At 72.2% G+C, this 23,230-nt stretch carries 18 protein-coding genes; 16 read left to right on the plus strand and 2 right to left on the minus strand.

All coding sequences use genetic code 11. The features are described 5' to 3' along the window. The first annotated feature begins 11 nt into the window (after window positions 1-11). The 8 genes from ACZ4Z5_RS31515 (at window position 12) to ACZ4Z5_RS31550 (ending at window position 11,094) form a co-directional block, all read left to right on the plus strand. Entirely contained in the window at window positions 12-3,338 is a 3,327-nt protein-coding gene (locus tag ACZ4Z5_RS31515; protein WP_468269366.1) for a non-ribosomal peptide synthetase, read from the plus strand. A 24-nt stretch (window positions 3,339-3,362) separates the two neighbouring features. Next, window positions 3,363-4,367 (plus strand): TauD/TfdA family dioxygenase, encoded by a 1,005-nt coding sequence (locus ACZ4Z5_RS31520; protein ID WP_468269368.1) that lies wholly within the window; start codon window positions 3,363-3,365, stop codon window positions 4,365-4,367. Next, complete coding sequence (gene sbnB, locus ACZ4Z5_RS31525; protein ID WP_468269370.1) at window positions 4,364-5,434, plus strand: 2,3-diaminopropionate biosynthesis protein SbnB; 1,071 nt, start codon at window positions 4,364-4,366, stop codon at window positions 5,432-5,434. Before ACZ4Z5_RS31520 ends, sbnB begins: the two co-directional genes overlap by 4 nt. A 228-nt stretch (window positions 5,435-5,662) precedes the next feature. Next, on the plus strand, window positions 5,663-6,715 hold the full coding sequence (gene sbnA / locus ACZ4Z5_RS31530; RefSeq protein ID WP_468269372.1) for a 2,3-diaminopropionate biosynthesis protein SbnA: 1,053 nt from the start codon (window positions 5,663-5,665) through the stop codon (window positions 6,713-6,715). 548 nt (window positions 6,716-7,263) lie between these two features. Next, a complete protein-coding gene (locus ACZ4Z5_RS31535; protein ID WP_468269374.1) occupies window positions 7,264-8,466 on the plus strand; it encodes a cytochrome P450 in 1,203 nt (400 codons plus the stop codon). Further along, window positions 8,463-9,086: a hypothetical protein gene (locus ACZ4Z5_RS31540; RefSeq protein WP_468269376.1), complete on the plus strand. Its 624-nt coding sequence runs from the start codon at window positions 8,463-8,465 to the stop codon at window positions 9,084-9,086. The genes ACZ4Z5_RS31535 and ACZ4Z5_RS31540 overlap by 4 nt, the downstream gene beginning before the upstream one ends. A 41-nt stretch (window positions 9,087-9,127) precedes the next feature. Then, on the plus strand, window positions 9,128-10,411 hold the full coding sequence (locus ACZ4Z5_RS31545; protein WP_468269378.1) for a cytochrome P450 family protein: 1,284 nt from the start codon (window positions 9,128-9,130) through the stop codon (window positions 10,409-10,411). Continuing rightward, window positions 10,408-11,094 carry an SDR family oxidoreductase gene (locus ACZ4Z5_RS31550; protein WP_468269380.1) on the plus strand — a complete coding sequence of 229 codons (687 nt, stop codon included), beginning with the start codon at window positions 10,408-10,410 and terminating at the stop codon, window positions 11,092-11,094. Before ACZ4Z5_RS31545 ends, ACZ4Z5_RS31550 begins: the two co-directional genes overlap by 4 nt. Before the next feature lie 112 nt (window positions 11,095-11,206). Here ACZ4Z5_RS31550 and ACZ4Z5_RS31555 read toward each other — a convergent pair whose 3' ends face one another. After that, window positions 11,207-11,827 carry an HdeD family acid-resistance protein gene (locus ACZ4Z5_RS31555; protein ID WP_468269382.1) on the minus strand — a complete coding sequence of 207 codons (621 nt, stop codon included), beginning with the start codon at window positions 11,825-11,827 and terminating at the stop codon, window positions 11,207-11,209. A gap of 114 nt (window positions 11,828-11,941) precedes the next feature. On the opposite strand from ACZ4Z5_RS31555, the gene ACZ4Z5_RS31560 reads away from it, so the two are divergent. Continuing rightward, window positions 11,942-13,543, plus strand: coding sequence for an MFS transporter (locus ACZ4Z5_RS31560; protein WP_468269384.1), 1,602 nt, complete (start codon window positions 11,942-11,944; stop codon window positions 13,541-13,543). Between the two features lie 93 nt (window positions 13,544-13,636). Here ACZ4Z5_RS31560 and ACZ4Z5_RS31565 read toward each other — a convergent pair whose 3' ends face one another. Further along, complete coding sequence (locus ACZ4Z5_RS31565) at window positions 13,637-13,939, minus strand: hypothetical protein (protein WP_468269386.1); 303 nt, start codon at window positions 13,937-13,939, stop codon at window positions 13,637-13,639. Window positions 13,940-14,302: 363 nt separating this feature from the next. Between ACZ4Z5_RS31565 and ACZ4Z5_RS31570 the strand changes: the two genes are divergently transcribed. The 7 genes from ACZ4Z5_RS31570 to ACZ4Z5_RS31600 all read left to right on the plus strand — a co-directional run bounded on the left by ACZ4Z5_RS31570 (window position 14,303) and on the right by ACZ4Z5_RS31600 (window position 23,162). Continuing rightward, window positions 14,303-14,920 carry a DUF6230 family protein gene (locus ACZ4Z5_RS31570; RefSeq protein ID WP_468269388.1) on the plus strand — a complete coding sequence of 206 codons (618 nt, stop codon included), beginning with the start codon at window positions 14,303-14,305 and terminating at the stop codon, window positions 14,918-14,920. A 55-nt stretch (window positions 14,921-14,975) separates the two neighbouring features. Further along, window positions 14,976-15,470 (plus strand): DUF6114 domain-containing protein, encoded by a 495-nt coding sequence (locus tag ACZ4Z5_RS31575; protein ID WP_468269390.1) that lies wholly within the window; start codon window positions 14,976-14,978, stop codon window positions 15,468-15,470. Beyond that, on the plus strand, window positions 15,457-16,176 hold the full coding sequence (locus ACZ4Z5_RS31580; protein ID WP_468269392.1) for a hypothetical protein: 720 nt from the start codon (window positions 15,457-15,459) through the stop codon (window positions 16,174-16,176). The genes ACZ4Z5_RS31575 and ACZ4Z5_RS31580 overlap by 14 nt, the downstream gene beginning before the upstream one ends. Window positions 16,177-16,382: 206 nt before the next feature. After that, window positions 16,383-19,262 carry a SpoIIE family protein phosphatase gene (locus ACZ4Z5_RS31585; RefSeq protein WP_468269430.1) on the plus strand — a complete coding sequence of 960 codons (2,880 nt, stop codon included), beginning with the start codon at window positions 16,383-16,385 and terminating at the stop codon, window positions 19,260-19,262. Between the two features lie 92 nt (window positions 19,263-19,354). Then, window positions 19,355-20,893, plus strand: a complete 1,539-nt coding sequence (locus tag ACZ4Z5_RS31590; protein ID WP_468269394.1) for a sugar ABC transporter ATP-binding protein — start codon at window positions 19,355-19,357, stop codon at window positions 20,891-20,893. 7 nt (window positions 20,894-20,900) lie between these two features. Continuing rightward, window positions 20,901-21,959 carry an ABC transporter permease gene (locus ACZ4Z5_RS31595; RefSeq protein ID WP_468269396.1) on the plus strand — a complete coding sequence of 353 codons (1,059 nt, stop codon included), beginning with the start codon at window positions 20,901-20,903 and terminating at the stop codon, window positions 21,957-21,959. Window positions 21,960-22,043: 84 nt separating this feature from the next. Continuing rightward, complete coding sequence (locus ACZ4Z5_RS31600; protein ID WP_468269398.1) at window positions 22,044-23,162, plus strand: substrate-binding domain-containing protein; 1,119 nt, start codon at window positions 22,044-22,046, stop codon at window positions 23,160-23,162. The last annotated feature ends 68 nt before the right edge of the window (window positions 23,163-23,230 follow it).

Here is a 23,230-nt window from a genome sequence, read left to right on the forward strand (position 1 = left end):
GTGGAGATCCCATGGCAACGCACGTGCAGGCCGGGCCCCTGGAGGCCGGCCGGGAGTACTGGCGCGGCGTGCTCGCGGCCGGAGGGTTCACGCCCGTACCGCGCTGGACGCTCACGCCCGGTCCCGGTGTCGCCGAGCAGGAGGCGACGGTCCCCGACGACATCGTGGAGGCGCTGCGCGGGACGGCGGAGGCCATGGCGGTGCCGCTCGGTTCGGTGCTGCTCGCCGCACACGCCAAGGTGCTCTCCGCGCTGTCCGGCGAGACCGACGTCTCGACCGGCTACGTCGCCGTGGCGGGCGGCCCGCCACTGCCCTGCCCGCTGACGACCGGACCGGACTCCTGGCGGCAGTTGCTGTCGGCCACGCACCGCGCCGAGTCGGAACTGCTCGCGCACCAGGACTTCCCGCTCGACGAACTCCGACGGGAGCCGGACTGCCCGGCCGGGCCGCCTCCCGAGGCCGTCTTCGACGCGACCGGGGTGAACGGCGGCCCTGCCGGGGACCCCGCACCAGACCAGGACAACGCACTTCCGCAGGCCACCGCCCTGTGGGTCGGATTCTCGCTTCGGGACGGCCGGCTCGTGCTGCGGCTGCGGTACCGCACGGAGGTACTGGACGCCGACGCGGCCCGTCGGATCTCCGGCTACCACCTCACCGCACTGGCACTGATCGCCGCCGGTCCGGACGCCCGGCACGGACGGCAGAGCCTGCTCTCCGCCGACGAGCTGCGGTTCCAGCTCGAAGGGCTCGCCGGACCGCGCCGGGAGCTGCCCGACCGCCGCTTCCACGAACTGTTCGAGGAGCGGGTGAGGGCCCATCCGGACGCCGTCGCCGCGGTCCACGGAGACCGGCAGTGGACCTACCGGGAACTCAACGCCCGGGCGAACCGGCTGGGGCGGGCCCTGCTGGCGCGGGGACTGCGCCGGGAAGGCGTCGTCGCCGTCGTGACCGAGCGCAACCTGGACTGGATGGCCGCGGTCCTTGCCGTCTTCAAAGCCGGAGGCGTCTATCTGCCCGTCGAGCCCCACTTCCCGGCCGGGCGTATCGCGGCCACGCTCGCCCGGGCGGAATGCCGGCTCGTCCTGACCGAGGCGGACAGCACGGCCACGCTCGACGAGGCCCTCGCCTCGCTGCCCGAAGTGCAGGCCCTCCACATCGACGCCGCCTGCGCCGAGGACCACGCCGACCACGACCTCGGTGTCGACGTCGCGCCGGACCAGCTCGCCTACGTGTACTTCACGTCCGGCTCCACGGGCGAACCCAAGGGCGCGATGTGCGAGCACGCGGGCCTGCTCAACCACCTCTACGCGAAGATCGACGACCTGGAGATCGGCGAGGGGCAGGTGGTCGCCCAGACGGCGCCGCAGTGCTTCGACATCTCGCTGTGGCAGCTCGTCTCCGCGCTCCTGGTCGGCGGGCGGACCCTGCTCGTCGAGCAGGACGTGATCCTGGACGTCCCCCGGTTCCTCGACAGGATCGCCGACGGCCGGGTGTCGGTCCTCCAGGTCGTACCGTCCTACCTCGAGGTGGTGCTGTCCTGCCTGGAGCAGCAGCCCCGTCCGCTGCCGGACCTGCGCTGCGTGTCGGCCACCGGCGAAGCGCTGAAGACGGAGCTCGCGCAGCGCTGGTTCACCACCGGGCCCGGGGTGAGGCTGGTCAACGCGTACGGCCTGACCGAGACCTCGGACGACACCAACCACGAGGTCATGGACCGGGCGCCGGACACGGAACGGGTCCCGCTCGGCCGCCCGGTGAACAACGTCCACGTCTACGTCGTCGACGAGCACCTGGCACCCGTGCCACTGGGCGCCCCCGGCGAGATCGTCTTCTCCGGGGTCTGCGTCGGCCGGGGATACGTCAACGACCCGGAGCGCTCCCGGCTCGCCTTCATGGCGGACCCGCACCGCGAGGGCAACCGGCTCTACCGCAGCGGCGACCACGGCCGCTGGCTGCCCGACGGCAAGCTGGAGTTCCTCGGCCGCCGGGACTCCCAGGTCAAGATCCGGGGCTTCCGGATCGAGATCGGCGAGATCGAGAACGCCCTGCTGCGGGTGCCCGGTGTCCGCGACGCCGCGGTGGTCGTCGCCGAGCGCCCCGACCAGAGCAAGCACCTGGTGGCCTTCTACGCAGCACCGCAGCCGATCGGCACCGAGGTGCTGCCGGCCCGGCTCGGCGGATCGCTGCCCGCGTACATGGTCCCCTCGGTGTTCCACTGGCGGGAGAGCCTGCCGCTGACCGCCAACAGCAAGATCGACAAGAAGGCCCTCGGGGCACTCGCCACACAACTCGACGTGACCGAGGACGCCTACCGCGCGCCGGGCACACCGACCGAGCACCGGCTTGCAGCCGCCTGGGCGGCAGTACTCGGCGTGCCGAAGGACCAGATCGGGCGGCACGACCACTTCTTCGACCGCGGCGGGACGTCGCTGTCGGCGGTGAAGCTGGCGATCGCCCTGGACCGGGCGGTGTCCCTGAAGGACGTCACCAGCCATCCCGTCCTGTGCGATCTCGCCGGACTGGTCGACGGCAGGTCCCGGGCCGACGGCAGGTCCGAGCGTCCCCCCGAGCTGCTGCAGCCGCTGTCCGGTCCGGGCGGCACGCAGGCCGTGGCCATGGTGTGCTTCCCCTACGCGGGCGGCAACGCGGTGAACTTCCAGCCGATGGCAAAGGCGCTGCAGGAGCACGGGCCGGCGGTCCACGCCGTGGAACTGCCCGGACACGACGTGGCCGCGCAGAGCGAGCCGTTCGCGTCGATCGACCAGGTGGCCGACCAGGTGGTAGCCGAGATCATCCGGCTCGGCCTGCCCGGGGTCATGCTCTGGGGGCACTCCTCGGGTGCCGCGCCGGCCCTGGAGACGGCACGCAGGCTGCAGGAACGCGGGGTGGAGGTGCTGCGGGTCTTCATCGGCGCGCAGCTGCTCGGTGACGCCGAGTCCCGGCGTGCAGCCGTCGCGGAACTGGACGGGCGCAGCGACGCCGAGATCGCCGCTGCGCTCGGCCGGGACAGCGGCTACACCGAGCTCCGTGAGCTGTCCGCACGGCATGCCGAGCACATCGGCGCCGCGTACCGGCACGACTGCGTGTCGGCCCACCGCTACTTCGCCGACGCCCTGGACGCGCCGCCCGCGGTGAAGCTGTCCGCGCCGGTCACCGTGGTCGTCGCGGCCGACGACCCGATCACGGCGGGGCATCCGCACCGGCACCGTGACTGGCAGCTGCTGGCCGAGCACGTCGACCTGCACGAACTGACCGACGGCGGTCACTACTTCCTGCGCACCCGCCCGGCCGGGACGGCCGAGGCCGTGCTGCACGCCGCCCGACTGCCGGCTTCTTCCTGAGTGGCAAACCGAAAGGAAACCGAGATGTCGTCCTCATCCCCGGCGTCATTCCCCGCCCCGGAGCTGCACCCCGGCAAACCGCCGGTGCTCCGGGCCGGGACCACCGGCGACGCGCCGAGCTGGGCGGCCGAACACCGGGAGGCCCTGCGTGCCGTCGTCGCCGAGCACGGGTCCGTCATGGTCCGCGGCCTCGGGCTGCGCGACGTGGCGCAGACCGGCGCCGTCTTCCAGCGGCTGACCACGGGCCTGATGACCGAGAAGGAGGCCTTCGCCGCGCGGCAGAGCCATTCCGGCGGTGTCTACTCCTCGTCGCAGTGGCCGCAGAACCAGCCGATGTGCATGCACCACGAGCTGAGCTACCGGCTGGAGTTCCCCGGCCTGATGCTGTTCGCGTGCCTCGGTGCGCCCACCGAGGGCGGGGCGACCGGGGTGGCCGACTCCTCGGCCGTGCTGGAGGCGCTGCCCGCCGAGCTGACCGAGCGGTTCGAGCGGGAGGGCTGGCTGCTCACCCGTAGTTACAACGACGAGATCGGGGCGTCCGTCGCGGAGGCCTTCGGCACCGACGACCGCGCCTCCGTCGAGGACTACTGCCGCGCCAACGCCATCGAGTTCGAGTGGCAGTCCGACGGCGGGCTGCGCACCAGGCAGCGCCGCAGTGCCGTGGTGCGCCACCCGGTCACCGGCCGGCGCTGCTGGTTCAACCAGATCGCGTTCCTGAACGAGTGGACGATGGCCCCCGAGGTGCGCGAGTACCTGGTGGACGTCTACGGCGCGGACGGGCTGCCGTTCAACACCCGCTTCGGCAACGGCGACCCGATCGGCGAGGACGTCGTCCAGTTGCTCAACAAGGTCTACGAGTCCCACACCGCACGCGAACCGTGGCAGGCCGGCGACCTGATGCTCGTCGACAACATCCGTACCGCGCACAGCAGGGAGCCCTTCGAGGGCCCCCGCGAGGTGCTGGTGGGGCTGGGCGACGCGGTGTCCCTGACGGACTGTGCGCCGACCGTGGAGGTGACGCCACGATGAGTCCCTTCCCTCCCGTCACGACGGCCGCGGAGAAGTCCGGGAAGGCCACGGTGCCGCCGTTCGCGGTGGTCTCCGGCGCCCAGGTGCAGCGCGCTCTGCAGGGGCGCGAGAAGCAGATCGTCGAGCTGGTAGAGGCAACCTACCGGCTGCACGGGGCCGGTGACTCGGTGAACCCGCCGTCCTACTTCCTGCGCTTCCCGGACCGCCCTTCCTCCCGGATCATCGCCCTGCCCGCGTCGATCGGCGGGTCGGTGCGGGTGGACGGCCTGAAATGGATCTCCAGCTTCCCCGGGAACGTGGCGGCGGGCGTCCCGAGGGCCTCGGCCGTGCTGATCCTCAACGACCACGACACCGGCTATCCGTTCGCGTGCATGGAGGCCTCGATCATCAGCGCCACCAGGACGGCCGCGTCGGCGGCGCTGGCGGCCGACCGGCTCAGCCGCGACCGGCTGCGGCCGACCCGCGTCGGATTCTTCGGAGTGGGTCTGATCGCCCGCTACATCCACACCTTCCTGACCGCCACCGGCTGGTCGTTCGACGAGATCGGCGTGCACGACGTGTCCGCCGACAGCGCGGCCGGCTTCCGCTGCTACCTGGAGCAGTCCGGCACCGCGGGCCGGATCACCGTGCACGACAGCGCCGAGGAACTGATCCGCTACAGCGACCTCGTCGTCTTCGCCACGATCGCGGGCGAGCCCCATGTCCACGACCCGTCGTGGTTCGCGCACAACCCGCTGGTACTGCACGTGTCGTTGCGCGACCTCGCGCCGGAGATCCTGCTCGCCTCGGCGAACGTCGTCGACGACGTCGAGCACTGCCTGAAGGCGGACACCTCGCCGCATCTGGCCGAGCAGCTGACCGGCGGACGGGACTTCCTGGACGGCACGCTGGACGACGTGCTCACCGGGCGGCTGACGCTTCCGGCGGACCGGCCCCTGGTGTTCTCCCCGTTCGGCCTCGGGGTTCTCGACCTCGCGGTCGGCAAGTACGTCTACGACGAGGTGGCCCGGTCCGGAGAACTCCGGGTCGTCGACGACTTCTTCCACGAACTCCGCCGGTACGGATGACCCGGGCGGTGGAACGCCCGCGAGACCCCGTCACCCGCCCGGGCCCGAGGGCAAGGAGGCGCCCGCAGGACTGATCCCAGAGACGAACACCGGTCAGGTCGCCGCAGGTTGGCGCGCACGACACCGCGGCCGCTGACGCAGAGCCTCCCCGTCTGGCTTGCGTCGGACACCGGATCCCCGGTCGGACGGACGTTCAGACAGTGCTCTGCTGCAGATGAGGAGGGCATCGTGCCAGTCATATCCGTCCCCTACGACTTCAACGAGGAGGACCTGTTCGTCGACCTGAGGTCGATGTTCGGGTATCCGCTCTTCCTGAAGTGCGAGGGTTTCAACTTCGCTGGCTCGATCAAACTGAAGGCCGCAATCGAAATGGTGGAGAGCGCCGAGCAGGAGGGAGTCCTGAAGCCGGACTCGATCCTGGTCGAATCATCGTCCGGGAACCTCGGCGTGGCGCTGAGCATGATCGCGGCAAGCAAGGGATACCGGTTCCTCTGCGTGACTGACGCCCGCTGCAACCTGTCGACCAGGCTGATGATGGAGGCCCTGGGCAGCCAGGTGCACATCATCTCCGGACAGGAGGCCAACGGCAGCTATCTCCCCGCGCGGATCGACTACGTCCAGGCGCTGTGCGCGTCCGACGACCGCTACGTATGGCTCAGCCAGTACACCAATCCGGGCAACTGGAAGTCTCACTACAAGACGACGGCTCCGGAGATCGCCCGGCGGTTCCCGCGGCTCGACGTGCTGTTCGTCGGCGCCGGCACCACCGGGACCCTGATGGGCTGCGCACGCTGGTTCCGGGAGTGGCACCGGCCCGTGCGGATCGTCGCGCTGGACAGCGTCGGCTCGGTGACCTTCGGCGGCCCGCCCGGACGCCGGATGATCCCGGGCCTGGGCATGAGCATCCGTCCACCGCTGCTCGACGAGTCGTACGTGGACGAGGTGATACGCGTCGAGGAGCCGGACACCATCAGGGCCTGCCACCGCATGGCCAAGCACGGCTTCCTGTTCGGCGGCTCCACCGGCACGGTGGTGAGCGGTGCCATGGAGTGGCTGGCCCAGCACGACACCCGCGACCTCACCGCGGTGGCGATCGCCCCGGACCTCGGCGAGCGCTACCTCGACACCGTCTACCAGACCAACTGGCTGCAGGCCATCTACGGTGACGAGATGCTCATGCCCGAGGAGCCGACCACGGTTCCCTGGGCGGCCACTCCGGCGCCCCCGCCGCGGCCCGCGGGCCGGGGGTCCGACGTCCGGACCCGACGGCCGTGGTGGTGAGCCAGGCCTTATCGGTGAGCCGGCCGTCGTGGTGAGCCAAGCCGTCGTTTGGTGAGCCGGCCCGTCGTAGGGCCCCGGGCCGTACCCGTGACCCAGGTGATGCCCTGAGCGTCCCGCCCGTCCCCGCCCGTCCCCCCATGCGGGCGGGACGGTCATGACGCCGTGACCGGTGCCGCCCGGCCCCTGCCGGGCGGCCCTCGGTCGTGTGTCCCCACGGCAGGTTCGTCGTGCCGCCTCCATGTCCTCGCGCCTCGCGCCCTGTTCGTCGTACCTCCTCCCCGCCATCGCACATCCCCCACCGTTCCCCGTCGCTCCGCCCCGACTCACCCGTTCGGAGCAGCGCCCCGTCGCCCCGGGTCGCGCGTCACCCGTTCGGAGTGGTCAATGGTCAGGGGCAGGCCCAGGCCGTCGGGATGAGCTCCGACCGGACCGCTGGACGCATCGGACGTGCGGCTGCCCCGGACACCGGCCCTCCGCGGAGCCCGGCCCCCTTGCCGGGTGGGAGCGGAAAGGGTCCGGACCACCCATCACCGCGAGGGGCTGATGCGATGGAAACCGCCCGCTCCACCGACGCCCTCTGGGACCTTCACACGGGTGACCCCTACCCCGTCTACGAGCGGCTGCGCGAGACGGCACCGGTGCACCGGATGCGGAACGGCGCGTACCTGCTGACCCGCTACGACGACTGCCGTCGTGTCCTGGCCGACCGTGAGTACTTCCTGGCGCCCGGCGGCCCCGGGCCCTCCGCCGACGGGCCGGACCGGCCGGAGCCGGTGCTGTCCCGGGTCATGAGTGCGCAGAACCCGCCCCGGCACACCCGGATGCGGTCCGCGGTGGCGCGGCTGTTCGTCGAGCACGTTCGCGGTCTTCAGCCGTGGATCGGCGTCCACTGCGACCGGCTCCTCGACCCCGTCGTGGAGCGCCTCCGCAGCAGTGCGGCCGACTTGGCCGGAGTCGCCGAGGACCTCCCCCGTGACACGGTCATGCATCTCCTGGGCCTGCCGCGGAGCGACCGGGACCTCGTGTCCGCGCTCGTCGCCGACATCTTCCCCACGTCCGGACCGCTGCCGGACACCGACGGTGCCGGGGCGGCTGCGATGCGACGGCTCACCGCCTACCTCCGGGCCGAGGCGGAGGGGCGGCGACGCAGGCCGGGCGACGACCTGATGTCCGAACTGGTCCGGGCGAACGCCCGGGAGACCGGCGCCCTGGCCGTGGACGAACTCGTCGGCATTCTCACGGGACTCGTCGTGGCCGGCTATCCGCAGATCGCCGCGGGGATCCAGACCGGGATCGTCCTGATGACCCGCCACCCCCGGCGGGCGTCGTTCCTGGACCGGCCCGCCACCGCCCGGCTGTTCGTCGACGAGGTGCTGCGCCACGACGCCCCCGTGCAGTTCACCCCGGCCCCCAGGATCCCGGTGAGAACGGCCGTCATCGGCGAGGTGTCCGTGCCGCGCGGGGCGCACGTGTGGGCGGCGCTCAGCGCCGCCAACCGGGATCCCCGGGTGTTCCACCGGCCCGACGAGTTCCGCCCGGGGCGCGGCGGACCACGTCATCTGAGCTTCGGCGGAGGCGCGCACCACTGTCTGGGTGCCGAACTGGTGTACCTGGAGATGTCGTTGCTGCTGCGCCAGGTCCGGCAGCGCGTCCGGGGCCTTCTTCCGGCAGGGTCCCCCGTCCAACGTCAGGGGCGGCTGCGCGGGTTCACGTCCGTGCCCGTCAGACGCCCGGAACGGGAGTCACGATGAGCATCGCCACGGATGCGGGGGAACACGCGGACGAGGTCCATGTGTTCATGGAGAGTGCCGCCTGCTCGGAGTTCCTGGACGCCGCGGTACGCGTCTACGGAACGGTCGCGCCCGGCCTGCCCTACGCGTGTTTCGGCGTGCTGGTCGGCGACATGCAGGACGGCACCGCGCGGATCGAGCGGGTCGCCTTCGGCCGCAACGTCCGCGCGACGGACGGCGCGGCGCGGGGAACGTTCTCTGAGTCCATCGTCCCGTGCTTCGGGGCGGCCTACGAGAACCCCCATCGCGGGTACTGGTGCGACTCGGCCGACCTGCTGCGCATCATGAGGGACGCGGAGGCCGGCGGGCTCGACGTGCTCGGTTCCGTGCACCTCCACCCCGACTGGCACAACATCGACTCGCCCGGGGGCGCCGGTTCGCCGCTGAGCGAGCGCCCGACGAGGATGGACACCTACGTCTTCGCCAGCACCGGCTGGCCGGTCAATCTGATCTGCTACCTGGAGCGCCGGAACGGCGGCATCTACCACTCGTGGGGCGCGTGGAGTCCCTGCCGGGCGGATCCCGCCGACCCCCACTGCGACGCGTTGCCGGTGCGGCTGGGCCTGCCCGCCGCCGGATGAAACCACGGGACGCGGACGATCCTGCCGCCCAGGGAGGTCCCATGAACGCCGATCAGACCACCAGCGCCGTCACGTGTCCCGTGGCGTCCGCACACGCGGCCCCGGACGACGGCGCCGACCTCATGCACCGGACGGGCTTCGTCAGCGCCCCGTATGCGCTGCTCGCCCGGCTCCGGGCCGAGGGCCCCGTACGCCGGGTGACGTTCGCCGGGGTCCCCGTATGGCTGGTCACCCGCCACGCGGACATCCGCGCGGTGAGCAGGGATCCACGGCTGAGCAACGATCCCCGGCGCGCCAACGGGGCCGCACGGGCCGCGCCCTGGGTGTTCGCCACCGAGACGTACACCGTCACGCGGAACATGCTCCGCTGCGATCCCCCGGACCACACGAGGCTGCGTGCGCTGGTGGCCGGGGAGTTCACCCCGGGCCGTATCGACGCCCTGTCCCCGAGGATCCAGGAGATCACCGACGGCCTCATGGCCGCGTTCCTCCCGCTGGGGCGCTGCGACATCATCTCCGACTTCGCCAAGCGCCTTCCCCTCACGGTCATTTCGGAGGTCCTGGGGGTGCCCGCCGAGGGACGGGACACCTTCGCCCGACTGGCGACCGTCTACGTGGAGATGAGCGAGGACGGCCACGGACGCATGCCTCAGGCGGCCTCCGCGATGCGGGACTGCCTCACCGGGCTGCTGAGGGCCCGCAGGGAGTCCGCCGCCGGTTCCGGGGACCTGTTCGGCCGGCTGCTCGCGGCGGGCGATGACGAGGACGAGCTGATCAGCATGTCCTTCCTGCTGCTGGTGGCGGGGTTCGAGACGACCGCGAACCTCATCGGAAGCGGGGTCCTGGCACTGCTGGAGCACCCCGAGCAGCTGGAGATGCTGCGGAGGGAGCCAGGCCTCATGGAGCAGGCGATCGAGGAGATGCTGCGCTTCAACGGTCCCATCAAGATGGCTCCCGTCCTGCGGTTCACGACCGGAGACATCCGGATCGGGGGCGTCACCGTCCCCGGCGGCGGGGAGGCCGTGCTGCTGTCCTACGGCGCGGGCAACCGGGATCCCGGCCGGTTCACCGACCCCGACCGCTTCGACATCCTCCGCGACAGCCGGGGGCACCTCGGCTTCGGGCACGGGATCCACCACTGCCTGGGCGCGCCGCTCGGCCGGGCCGAGGCCACGATCGCGCTCCGCACCCTGGTGGATCGCTGCGACGAGCTGGCCCTTGCGGTCGACCCTTCCGAACTGGCCTGGGGACAGAGCCGGTTCATGCGCGGACTGACCAGCCTGCCGGTCACCTTCCGGCCCGTTCCGCAAAGGAGCTCGTCATGACGACGACACGCCCCCGTGCGCTGGTGACCGGAGCCTCCCGCGGTATCGGCGCGGCCATCTCCCGCGCGCTCGCGCCCACCCATGACGTGCTCCTCGGCGGCCGGGACGCCCGTGCCCTGGAAGCGCTCGCACGCGAGCTGCCGGGGCACGCCCGCCCCTGGCCGGCCGACCTGGCGCACCCCGGCGGACTCGCCGAGGCCGCTGCGGGGGTGGACCGGCTGGACGTGCTGGTGCACAACGCCGCCGTCGCCGAGCCCGGCCCCGTCGCCGACACCCCGCCGGACGTGTGGCAGCGGGTCTTCGCGGTCAATCTCTTCTCGGTCGCGGAGCTCACCCGTCTGCTGCTGCCGTCGCTGCGCCGCAGCCGTGGGAAGGTGGTGCTGATCAACGCGGGGTCCGGGCTCCGGATCACCGCGAACCGCGGTCCCTACGTCGCCAGCAAGTACGCGCTGCGTGCCTTCGCGGACTCGCTGCAGAGCGAGGAGAAGCCCCACGGGGTCCGGGTGATCTCGGTCCATCCGGGCCCGACCGACACCGATCTGCAGCGCAGGGCGGCCGAGCTCGCGGGCCGGGAGTACCTGCCTGACACGTTCCTGCGGCCGGAGTCGGTGGCCGCCGTCGTGCTGAACGCGGTCCTCGCGCCTGCCGACGCGACGGTGACGGAGACCGTGATCGACCGGTGACGGACACCCACGAGGCGGAGACGTACACCCACGCACGAGGCGGAGACGTACACCCACGGGGGCGTGCCGCCGTCGACGGCGGCACGCCGACGACCCCGTGCGGGCCCGCGACTCACCCCGGGCGCGCCGCGTCACGCTGTGCCCGGTGCTCCGCCGAGCGCAGCGCGAACGCCGTGGCCGTCTCGACCAGGCCCAGCAGCACGAGCCACAGCCCCAGCAGCCGGGCCAGCGCCACCGCGGACTCCACCGGGTAGGCGAGCACCACGATGCCGGCCACGACGCCGAGCGCGCCGCCGGCGAAGGCCAGTCCCCGGTGCCGGAGGCCCCGGTCGGCGATGGCGACGAACGCGGTGAGCAGACCCGACAGCAGCCAGAAGACGCCGACGACGAGGGAGAGCACGGCGATCGTCTGCAGCGGATTGCGCAGACAGAGCACGCCCGCCAGGACCGCCACCACGGCGATCAGGACCTCCAGGATGCGGCTGCCCCCGCCGAGTCCTTCGTGCGAGAACGCCCGTACGAAGCGGAAGACACCGACGGCCAGCAGTTGCAGACCGACGATGACCGCCAGGACGTGCAGGGTCTCGTCCGGCCAGACCAGGACGAGGATGCCGGGAACCAGTGTGGCGAGGGCGAAGCCGAGCGCCCATTGCCATGAGCGTCCGAGATCCTGCAGAACGTCCCCGGGATCCGCGGGTCCACCCGGCGTTGCGGTATCGGGCGCTGCGGTCATGGCGCCTCCCTCGACTCGCATGCAGGGAAATGCACTCTTCCGACAATTGACTCTATTCTGCTTGCCGGGTCGCCGCTCACTCCGTGGGCGCAGTGAAGCCGTGGAGGTCGGGCATTGAGGCACTGGCGGGCACTGATGGTCCTCGGCACCGCCCAGTTCCTGATGGTGCTCGACACCTCGGTGATGAACGTGTCGATCACCCAGCTGGTGGAGGACTTCGACACCGAGGTCACCGCGATCCAGGCCGTGATCACGCTCTACGCCCTGGTCATGGCCGCGTTCATGATCACGGGCGGGAAGCTCGGCGACATGTTCGGGCGCCGCCGTGCGTTCGCCGTGGGGCTGCTGGTGTACGGCACGGGTTCCCTGCTCACCTCGGTGGCGCCGACCCTGTGGGTGCTGGCACTCGGGTGGTCCGTGATCGAGGGCCTGGGTGCCGCTCTCGTCCTGCCCGCCCTCGCCGCCCTCGTGGCGGGCACGTACCGGGGACGGGACCGGGCGCTCGCGTACGGCGTGATCGGCGGACTGGCGGGAGCGGGCATCGCCGTCGGCCCGCTGGTCGGCGGATGGGTGACGACGTACCTGACCTGGCGACTGGTGTTCGCCGCCGAGGTCGTGCTCGTCGCCGCCATCCTCTGCTGCATCAGCTGGATCGCGGACCAGCCGCACACCGGTCCGCGGCCCCGGCTGGACGCCGTAGGCGCCGCCCTGTCGGCCGCCGGCCTGGCGTTCGTGGTCCTGGGCGTCCTGCAGAGCAGCACCTGGGGCTGGCTGCAGCCGCGCAACGCGCCGTTCACCGTCTTCGGCTTCTCGCCCACGGTCTTCGTCATCGCGGCGGGCGCCGTGCTGCTGGGCCTCTTCCGCGCGTGGGAACGCCGTGTCGAGGCTCGGAACGGCGAGCCGCTGGTGCGGTTCGGCCTCTTCGGCAACATCCCCCTGCGGTCCGGTCTGGTCATGCTGCTCATCCAGAACCTCGTCCTGCTGGGACTGTTCTTCACGATCCCGGTCTATCTGCAGGTGGTCCAGGGGTTCGACGCGTTCCAGACCGGACTGCGGCTGGTGCCGGCCTCCGTCACCATGCTGATCGCCTCGATGAGCGGCTCCGTGCTCGCGCGCGTCGCCGGTCCCCGCGCGGTGGTCCGGACGGGGCTGGGTGTGCTGTTCCTCGCGATCCTGTGGCTCATCGCCACCGTCGAGCCCCGCATCGACGATCTCTCCTTCGCGCTGGCCATGGGCGTGCTCGGCCTCGGCATGGGGCTGCTCGCCTCACAGCTCGGCAATGTCGTGCAGTCGAGCGTCGGCGAGTCGGAGCGCAGCGAAGCCGGCGGCCTCCAGTACACGGCCCAGAACCTCGGCTCCTCCCTGGGGACCGCCCTCATCGGCTCCATCCTGATCGGTGCCCTCGTGGTGGCCTTCACCACCCGGATCGAGGACGACCCGAGGATCTCCGACGCGGCACGGCAGCAGACCGGGGTGGCCGTCGAAGCCGGGGTCAGCTTCGTGAGCACCGACCAGGTGCGGACCGCGGCGGAGCAGGCGTCGCTGCCGCCCGACGAGACGGACACCCTGGTCGAGGAGTACGCCGAGGCACAGCTCGGCGGGCTGAAGACGGCCTTCCTGGCCGCCGCCGCCATCACGCTGGCCGGCTTCCCGTTCACCCGTCGGCTGCCCGCCGAACGGCTCCGTGCGACCGGCACCCGTGAACCCGCGGGCTGAATCACGCGCCGGTCGTCCGTTGTTCGTCACGTCCGATGGCGGGCCGGCTCGGGACCACGTCGTCCGCCGGGCCCGTCAAGTCTCCCGGGGCGTTCAGGAGGGTGCCGAGCGCACGGACTGTCCGTCGCGCGGCACGGTGGCACCCTCCCCCGCCCGCACCGCCTCCACCATGGCCTGGTGCAGTTTCCGGCTGTCCTCCTCGGAGAAGCAGGGCGCGGGGCTGCCGGTGACCGTGAACCAGTCGGAGGCGCCGCTGTACTGCACGGTGACGTGCACCTGATCGCCCACCCAGGTGGTGTGCACGGTCAGGTCGCCGGTCAGCACGCCCAGCTCGTCGGTGCGTACGCCCCCCGAACCGGCAAACACCCCTGTCGTCGTCCACGATGCCCAGCCCATGACGGATCAGCCCTTTCCAGACGGACGTGCCCTTGCTACCTCATCCTGCGCCGGTGGCCGGTGATGTGCATGGGCCGAAGGTCCCTCGGGCCCGACATCCCGCGCGCATCGGACCCGACACCCCGCACGGGCCGGGCGTGACGGCTCGCACTGCCGGGGGTGACGGCTCGCACTGCCGGGCGTGACGGCTCGCGCGGTGAACGGGGCGCCCCGTACGGCGGGCTCGCGGCCCGTCACTCGTCTGCCCTGCCTGACGTGCCGTCGGCTGACGGGCCGGGAAGCCTGGGATCCGTCACCGCATGCGCGGGCGCCGTACTCCATGTCCGGCGCCGGCACGGGAACTCCGCGAACGGAGGAGACGGAATGTCGCACTGCGTCGGCAGGACCCGCTGGAAGCGCTTCGCCGCCGTCCTCGTGCCGGGCGTCATGGCGGCGGCAGCGCTCGGCGTCTGCATGGCGCAGGGCGCGCTGGCTGCGTCGTTCTTCATCTCCGGCCAGAAGTTCCAGGTCCGTGCGGACACCATCGACGTCAAGGGCCTGAGCGTCTACGGCATGGTCGACGTCACCAGGAAGGGCACCCTGGTACCGGTCGCGGTCCAGGGCTTCGGGCGCGCGAAGATCACCGGGCTGTGCCAGTCCGTGGTGGTCCCCGTCCCGGTGCTGGGACCGTACACATTCAGGCTCACCGGCGGCGACACGGTCCAGGCCAAGCGGATGTTCATCGACGCGACGTCGTTGTCTATCGGGGAGGCTGAACTGGAGGACATCGACATCGGTGTGGCGGCCGGATCGATCACCAAGGGGCCGGTGGACGCCGGGGACAAGGACTCCCGGTTCTTCGACCCCAACGGCGTCGCCCAGCAGGCGGTGTCGGCCGAGCTGACCGACGTCCGGGCGACCGCGGTGGCGGTGTCGGCCGCCACGCTCGACGTGCCCGACCTGGAGATGCGGCTCAAACAGGGCAGCCACGACTGCTTCTGAGCCCCCGGCACGGAAGTGCGCACCCGGCCCCCGCCCGCTCCTCAACCACTGGACGATGCACGTGTTCCTCATCCCTCCCGGCAGCCGTCCGGATCCGCGCGCAGCAGCCGCAGCCGCCCGACGGCGTTTCCGGGCGTGGCGGGGCGGGCGGCCCTTCTGGGCCGGACTGTTCACCGTCGCCGCGGGGCTTCCCGTCGTCTACTTCCCCTACGCGCGGCTGCGCCTGGCCGGCGTCCCACTGGCCCTGTCGACCACGGCGGGCGCCGGTTCCCTGGTCATCGGGATCCTGTTGGTGGTCCTCGGTCTCACTCTCTGGTTCCACCAGCAGGTACGCGTCTTCGCCGGGATCACGGCCATGGTGCTGGCCCTCGTCTCGTTCCCCGTGGCGAACTTCGGGGGCCTCTTCATGGGGCTGGCCTGCGGTCTGATCGGCGGTTCCCTGGCCTGCGCCTGGGTTCCGCCCGCGGGAGGCCCCGAGCCGCCGGGGGCACAGGCACCGGACCGCCGTGTCGCTGCCGTCACGGCGGGTGAAGGCCATGGCGACGGGTGACCGCCCCGGCGTCCGGCCGACGGACGCCGCACACCGCATCCCGCCCTACGCACCGGCCACGGTACCCGCGCGCGGCCGGCGGCCGGTGCGTACGGCCACCAGGGCGCCGGCCCTGACCGCCCTGTCGGTGGCCGTGCTGGTCGCGGCCCCGGCGACGGTCACCGCCGCCTCCGCCGCACGGCCCGCACCCGGCGCCGCCCGGTCCTCCGGGACGCCACCGGCCGAGGCCCCGGCGCATCGTCCGGCCGGGGTCCCCTGGGTGCTGCGCGCCGGACGGCTCGTGCTGCACGGCAGCGTCTTCCACGGCGTGGTGACCGTGCCCACCGCGGCCGGGCCCCAGCGTGCCCTGAAGTTCACCGCGCGCTCGCTGGACGTCGGCGGCCTCGACCTGGCGACGGGCCCCGCCGGTGCGGTCGTCCGTCTGCGGTCGGAGCCCGCGACCACCTCCACGATCACGAGCAGGGGCACCGGCAGGGTGACGATGTACACGCGGAAGCTGTCCGGCAGGGTCACCGGTCTGGGCGGTGCGCCGCTCCCCGCGGACCGCGACGTCACGGTCACCCCCACGGCGCCGCCGCCGTGGCTCTCCCACCCTTCCGTGCCCACCCGCACGGTCTCCTTCGAGAACGTGACCGTTTCACAGATCGCCCAGTTCGGCGGTGATCTGTCCGTCACGGGGGCCGTACTCCGCGCGTCGGACCGCTGACGGGCAGCGGGGCTCGGGGGGCGCCGCACGGCCAGGACCACGCCGCCCCGCTCACCGCCGTTCTCGCCGCCAAACCCTCCTGCCACCACCCGTCGCTGCACCATTTCCCTTCGCATAATCACTTAAAAAGCGAGGAATATACTCAAATGGAGAGTGGGGTGATCGCCGAATTCCGTGGGAAATCCTCCGTGAGGGAAGTGGTACAGATGGGGGTCGCGGGTGATCGCATCGGCCCCGTACGTTCCCGTGAGCGGTTCCTGCACGGCGAATCGGTCGACGAGAAGAACGTGAGAAGTCCGATCATGAGCTCCTGGCAGCGCTGCCTGCTGCTGGGACTCGCACCGGATCACTGCGAGCTTCCCTTCCGGCCGGACTTCGACCCCGAGAGCCGGCTGGTCCGCGCGGCCGGGCCCGTTCTCGACCGGCTGCAGGCCATGTTCGCGGGCAGCCGGATGAACATCTCCCTGGCCGACGCACAGGGCATGGTGCTGGAGCGCCGTTTCGGCGAGGCGTCCTTGGTCCGGCGTCTCGAGGCGATCCAGAGTGTGCCGGGCTTCGTGTTCGCCGAGCAGTTCGGGGGCACCAACGGCATCGGCCTCGCCCTCGCGGAGCGGCGGCTGTGCGAGGTCTACGGCGCCGAGCACTTCGCCGAACGGTCGCAGTCCAACGGCTGCTCCGCGATCCCCGTCCGCGACCAGCTCAGCGGGCGCATCGAGGGGGTCCTCTGCTTCGGCTTCCCCCTCGCGGACGCCGATCCGGTGCTGAGCACCGTGATCCGGGATGCCGCGGAGGCCATCGAGCGGCGGCTGATGGAGCAGAGTTCGGCGCGCGAGCGCGGTCTGCTGGACGCATATCTCGACACTCTGCGCGGCGTGGCGGCGGGCGGGCCCGGGAACAACGGGCGGACGGTCGGCATGGACGAACTCCTCCACGAGCAGACGGCCCCGGCCGAAGGCGTCCAGGACACCCTGTTCCGCGGCGGGCTGGATCTGCGCGACCAGATGATCCTCAGGGAGAAGGCCACCGAGCTCATCTCCTCGGCGCAGCGCGCCGCAGTCGAGGTGGACCTCGACCACGACCGGCGGGTCACCCTCCTCAGCCGTCCGGTGACCAGCCCCTCCGGAGTGGAGGGCGTCGCCATCGAGGCGGTCCTGTCCGGTGACCTGCCGCACGCACGCGTCGCCGCCCCGCCACGGGGCGGCCGCCAGCCCGGCGCCGCCGGGCAGCGCGTCCGTGCCCCGGCGGCCGCGCCGCACGGACCGGCGGGCCCCCCGGGGCACCCCGCCGGTGTCGTACCCGGCCGGGCCACGGCCCCAGTGCGGGCGCCCGGCGGACCGGGCGCCGACGGCTCCGGCGACAGCCCCGTCAGGGGGCTGGTCCTGCTCGGCGAACCGGAGGTGGGCAAGTACGCCGTCGCCGCCCGGCGCCGGCTGGAGCTGCTGGCCGAGGCCAGCACCCGTATCGGCACGACCCTGGACGTGAGCCGCACGGCCTGGGAGCTCGCCGAGACTGCGGTCCCGCGACTGGCCGACTTCGTCACCATCGACCTGCCCGAGGCCGTGCTGCGCGGCGAGGAGTCCGCCGACCCCGGCACCGACCTGCACCGCACGGTGGTGCACGGCATCCGCGAGGACTGCCCGTTCTACCCGGTCGGCGAGTCGGTCGACCTGCGCCCGAGCACCCCCCATCTGCGCTGCCTGGCCAGCGGACAGCCGGTCCTGGAGCCCGACCTCCGAGCCGCCGCCGGCTGGCTCGCACAGGACTACGGGCACACCGAGCGGCTCCTGGAGCAGAACGTCCACTCACTGATCGCCGTCCCCCTGCTGGCGCGCGGCGTGGTGCTGGGCATCGCCACCTTCTACCGGTCGGAGGACCCTGCGCCGTTCGGGGACGACGACCGCTCGCTGGCCCAGGAGCTCGCCGCCCGGGCCGCGCTGTGCATCGACAACGCCCGCCGCTACACCCGGGAGCACACCCTTGCCCTGGCCCTCCAGCGCAGCCTGCTGCCCCGGGGCCTTCCGGAACAGGACGCGGTGGAGGTCGCCCACCGCTACGTGCCCGCCGAATCCGGAGTGGGCGGCGACTGGTTCGACGTCATTCCGCTGTCCGGCACGCGGGTGGCGCTGCTGGTGGGCGATGTCGTCGGCCACGGCCTGCACGCCGCCGCCACGATGGGCCGGCTGCGCACCGCGGCACGGAACTTCGCGGAGCTGGAGTTCGCTCCGGACGAACTCCTCACGCACCTGGACAATCTGATGGTGCGCCTGGACCGGGAGGAGTGCGGCGAGAACCCGGTCGTGGGCAGCACCGGCATCGTCGGCGCGACCTGTCTGTACGCCGTCTACGATCCCACGTCGCAGCAGTGCACCATGGCCCGCGCCGGGCACCCCCCGCCGGTGCTGGTCCACCCCGACGGCACCGTGACGTTCCCCGACGTGCCGGCCGGCCCACCGCTCGGCCTGGGCGGTCTCCCCTTCGAGACGGCCGAGGTCCACCTCCCGGAGAACAGCCAACTGGTCCTCTACACCGACGGACTGGTGCTGGGCCGTCATCGCGACGTCGACGTGTCCCTCGACGCCCTGCGCCGTGCGCTGGCCCACCCGGACCGGCACCCCGAGGAGACCTGCCGGGCGGTCCTGGACGCCGTGGCACCCGAACACCCCGGCGACGACGTCGCGCTGCTCGTCGCGCGCACACATGCCACGCCCCCGGACCGGCTCGCCAGCTGGGACCTGCCGGCCGACCCGGCGCGCGTGTCCGACATCCGGGCCGCGGCCGTCCGCCAACTGACCGACTGGGGGCTGGACGAGACCGCGTTCGCCGCCGAACTGCTGCTCAGCGAGCTGGTCACCAACGCCGTCCGCTACGGTTCGGAGCCCATCCAGGTGCGCCTGATCCACGACCACAGCCTGATCTGCGAGGTGTCCGACACCAGCAGCACGGCCCCGCGGCTGCGTCACGCGGCAAGCACCGACGAAGGCGGCCGGGGGCTCTTCCTCGTCGCGCAGCTCGCCCAGTCCTGGGGCACGCGCTACACCACCGACGGCAAGGTCATCTGGGCGGAGTGCGCCCTTGACGCGGCGTGACCCGTGCGCAATACCGGAGATATCGTCTCGAATCCCAGTAATATCCCCCATGCAGTCGGGAAGAACCCGGAGGCCGACCCCCGGAGAAGTCCGTGCATGACGCTCCCGACACCTCGTCGGACCCACGTCCGGGCCGCGGCGGAGTACCTCTCGTCCGTATACGAGGTCTGGGCAAGCGGTTCGGCGGCACGCTCGCGCTGGACGCGGTCGACCTCGACGTACACCGCGGCAGCGTCCTCGCCCTGCTGGGTCCCAACGGAGCCGGGAAGTCGACGCTCATCAGGATCCTCGCCGGTGTCCACCACGCCGACACCGGCGAGGTCACGGTGGCCGGACACCCGCTCGGTTCGCACGCCGCCGCCCGGACCATGTCCTTCATCCACCAGGATCCCGGACTCGTCGAATGGATGACCGTCGCCGAGAACATCGCCCTGGGCACCGGCTACCCACGGCGTCATGGACTCATCTCCTGGCGGCGCACCCGGGAGCGCTGCGCCGAGGCCCTGCGGATCGTCGCCGGACATCTGGACGCCGACGCCCGGATCGCCGACCTCGCACCCGCCGAACGTTCACTGGTCGCCATCGCCCGCGCCCTGACGACACGGGCCGAACTGATCGTCCTCGACGAGCCGACCGCCACCCTGCCGGCCGCGGACTGCGCCCGCTTGTTCGACGTACTGCACTCCCTGCGCGACCGGGGGCACGGCATCCTGTACGTCAGCCACCGGCTCGACGAGGTGTACAGGGTCGCCGACACGTTCGCCGTGCTGCGCGACGGCCGCCTCGTCAGCCGGGGTTCGCTCGCCGCCTACGCCCCCGCCCGTCTGGTTCACGACATCGTCGGCCGGGAGGAGTCCGGCCACCGGCCCGCCACCACCCCGTCCGCCGGACCGCCCGTCCTGAGCCTGGACGGCGTGCGGACCGCGTACGCGGGACCGGTCAGCCTGCAGCTCCGTGCCGGGGAGGTCCTCGGCACGGTGGGCCTGACCGGCGCCGGGCACAGGGATCTGGGCCGTGCCCTCGCCGGCGCCGGGCCGGTGCTCGCCGGACGGGCGCTGCTCGACGGCCGGCCGTACCACCCGCGTACCGTCACCGCAGCGCTCGGTTCCGGTGTCGCCCTCGTGACCGGCAACCGTCAGGAGGAGGGCTGCGCCCCGGACCTGACGGTGCGGGAGAACTTCCTGGCCAACCCGCGGGCGGCGGGAGTGCCCGCCCTGCGCTGGCTCGCGCCGCGGCGCGAGCGGGCGGAGGCCACCGCGCTGATCGACCGGTTCTCGGTGCGCCCCCGCGACAGCGAGGTCCCGATCGCCACGCTGTCCGGCGGGAACCAGCAGAAGGTGATGATCGGCCGGTGGCTGCGTCCCGGTCTGCGTCTGCTGATCCTCGAGGAGCCGACCGCCAGCGTGGACGTCGGGGCCAAGGCGGCCGTATACCGGCTGCTCGACGACGCGCTGGCCGCCGGCCTGGCGGTCCTGCTCATCTCCACCGATTTCGAGGAGGTCGCCCACGTGTGCCACCGTGCCCTGGTGTTCGTCCGCGGGACCGTGACCGCCGAGCTCACCGGTGACACCCTCACCGTCGCCGGACTGACCCGCACCGCGTCGGCCATGCCCGCCATCACCGGACGGTGACGCCGAGATGGCCCCTGCCCCTTCCCGGTCCCCGCTGGGGAGCCTGCGCGGCCAAGTCCTCGGGACCTACGGCCTTCTCGCCCTCACCGCGCTGCTCTTCCTGGTCTTCTCCGTCGTCCTGCCGGAGACCTTCCCCACCCGGGAGAACGTCTCCGCGATCCTCTCCAACCAGGCGATCCCCGCCGTCCTCGCCCTCGCGGCGACGGTTCCCATCGTCACGGGGAAGTTCGACCTCTCCCTCGGCTACGGCCTCGGCCTGGCACACGTCGTGGTGATGCACCTCATCGTCGGCGGCGGGTGGCCCTGGCCGCTCGCCTGTCTCGTCGTGGTCCTCGGAGGGGCGGTGGTCGGCGCCCTCAACGGCGTGGTCGTGGAGCTCGCCCGCATCGACTCGCTCATCGCGACCCTGGGCACCGGCAGCATCATGTACGCGTTCACCGGCTGGATCACCGACGGCGCCCGGATCGTCCCCGGTCCGCAGGGCCTGCCACCCGGATTCACCGACGTCTACGACTCCCGGTTCCTCGGCCTCCCCGTCCCCGCCTTCTACGTCCTGGTCCTCGTCGTCGCGCTCTGGGTGGTGCTGGAGCGGCTGCCGCTCGGACGGTACCTGTACGTCATGGGCTCCAACCCGCGCGCCGCCGGCATGCTCGGCATCCCCACCCGCAGGTACTCCGTCTACGTCTTCGCCGCCTCGGGCCTGATCGTGGGCTTCGCCGGCGTCCTCCTCGCCGCACAGCAGCAGACCGGCAATCCGAGCGTCGGCCTGGACTACCTGCTGCCCGCGTTCGTCGGCGCACTGCTCGGCTCCACCGCGATCAAACCGGGCCGCCCCAACGCCGTCGGCACGGTCGTGGCCGTCGCCGTGCTCGCCGTCGGCCTCGCGGGCATCGGCCAGCTCGGTGCCCCGTTCTGGGTCACTCCGCTGTTCAACGGCTGCACCCTGCTGATCGCGGTCGGCATGGCCGGCTACTCCGCACGCCGCCGGCTGCGCGCCGACACCACCGGGAGCGGGCCGTCGCGCCCGGAGCCGGCGCCCGCGCCGACGGCCGACAGTCAACCGTAGGACACCGCACCGACGGCGGACGACAACCGTAGGACACGTCACCGACGCCCCACCCGCACCAGGAGCACCGTGTACTCGAGCCGCATGACCGCCCTCACCGCCGCAGTCCTGCTGTCGGCGGCGGCCACCGTCCTCGCCGGCTGCGAGCGCGGCTCGACGACCGGCACCGGGCCCTCCGGACCGGGCTGCCCCGCCGTCCTCGCCGGGGCCGCGACGGCCGTCCGGCAGGCCGAGAGCCCCGATTCCGACTGGCACGGCCCCACCAGCGGCCCGCCGGCGGTTCCCGGCAGGACCATCGTGTACGTCGCGCAGACCATGACCAACCCCGGTGTCGCGGGCGTCGCGGACGGCATCAGGCAGGCCGCCCGGCTGATCGGCTGGAACGTGCGGGTGATCGACGGCGAGGGCACCCCCGCCGGCATCCAGGCGGCGCTCAGCCAGGCCATCACCCTCAAGCCCTCCGGCATCGCCATCGGAGGCTTCGACCCCCGTCTGACGCAGCAACAGCTGGCGCGGGCCAGGGCCGCGGGCATCCCGCTCGTCGGCTGGCACGCGGTCGCCTCCCCCGGCCCGGGCGACGGGCTGTTCACCAACATCACCACCAATGTGGACGACGTGGCGAGGATCAGCGCGGACTGGATCATCGCGCGTTCCGCAGGCAACGCCGGGGTCGTCGTCTTCACCGACGACTCGATCCCGTTCGCCAGGAACAAGGCACAGCTGATCCGGAAGGAACTGGAGACCTGCGCCGGGGTGAGGATCCTGGCGTACGAGAACATCCCCATCCCGGACGCCAGCCGCCGTACGCCCCAGGAGGTCTCCTCCCTGCTGTCCCGCTTCCGGGACAGGTGGACGTACTCCGTCGCCATCAACGACCTCTACTTCGCCGATGCCGCGCCGGCGTTCCGGGCGGCCGGCAAGCCGGGCTCCGGCCCGCCCTTCAACATCGGGGCGGGCGACGGCGACCCCTCCGCCTTCCAGCGCATCAACAGCGAGCAGTACCAGTCCGCCACCGTCCCGGAGCCGCTGCTGCAGCAGGGCTGGCAGATCGTCGACGAGTTCAACCGCTCCTTCGCCGGCCGGCCCCCCAGTGGGTACGTGGCCCCCGTCCACGTCTCCACCGCCGAGAACACCGGCGGCGCCACGTCCTGGGACCCCGTGGGCTACCAGGAGGCGTACCTGAGGATCTGGCGCAAGGGGTGACACCCCGACGGGCGGGGCAGCGGCCCCGGGGCCGGTCCGCGCACGACACGGGACGGCCCCGCTCTGCT

This window comes from Streptomyces sp. NPDC030222 (assembly GCF_055573115.1).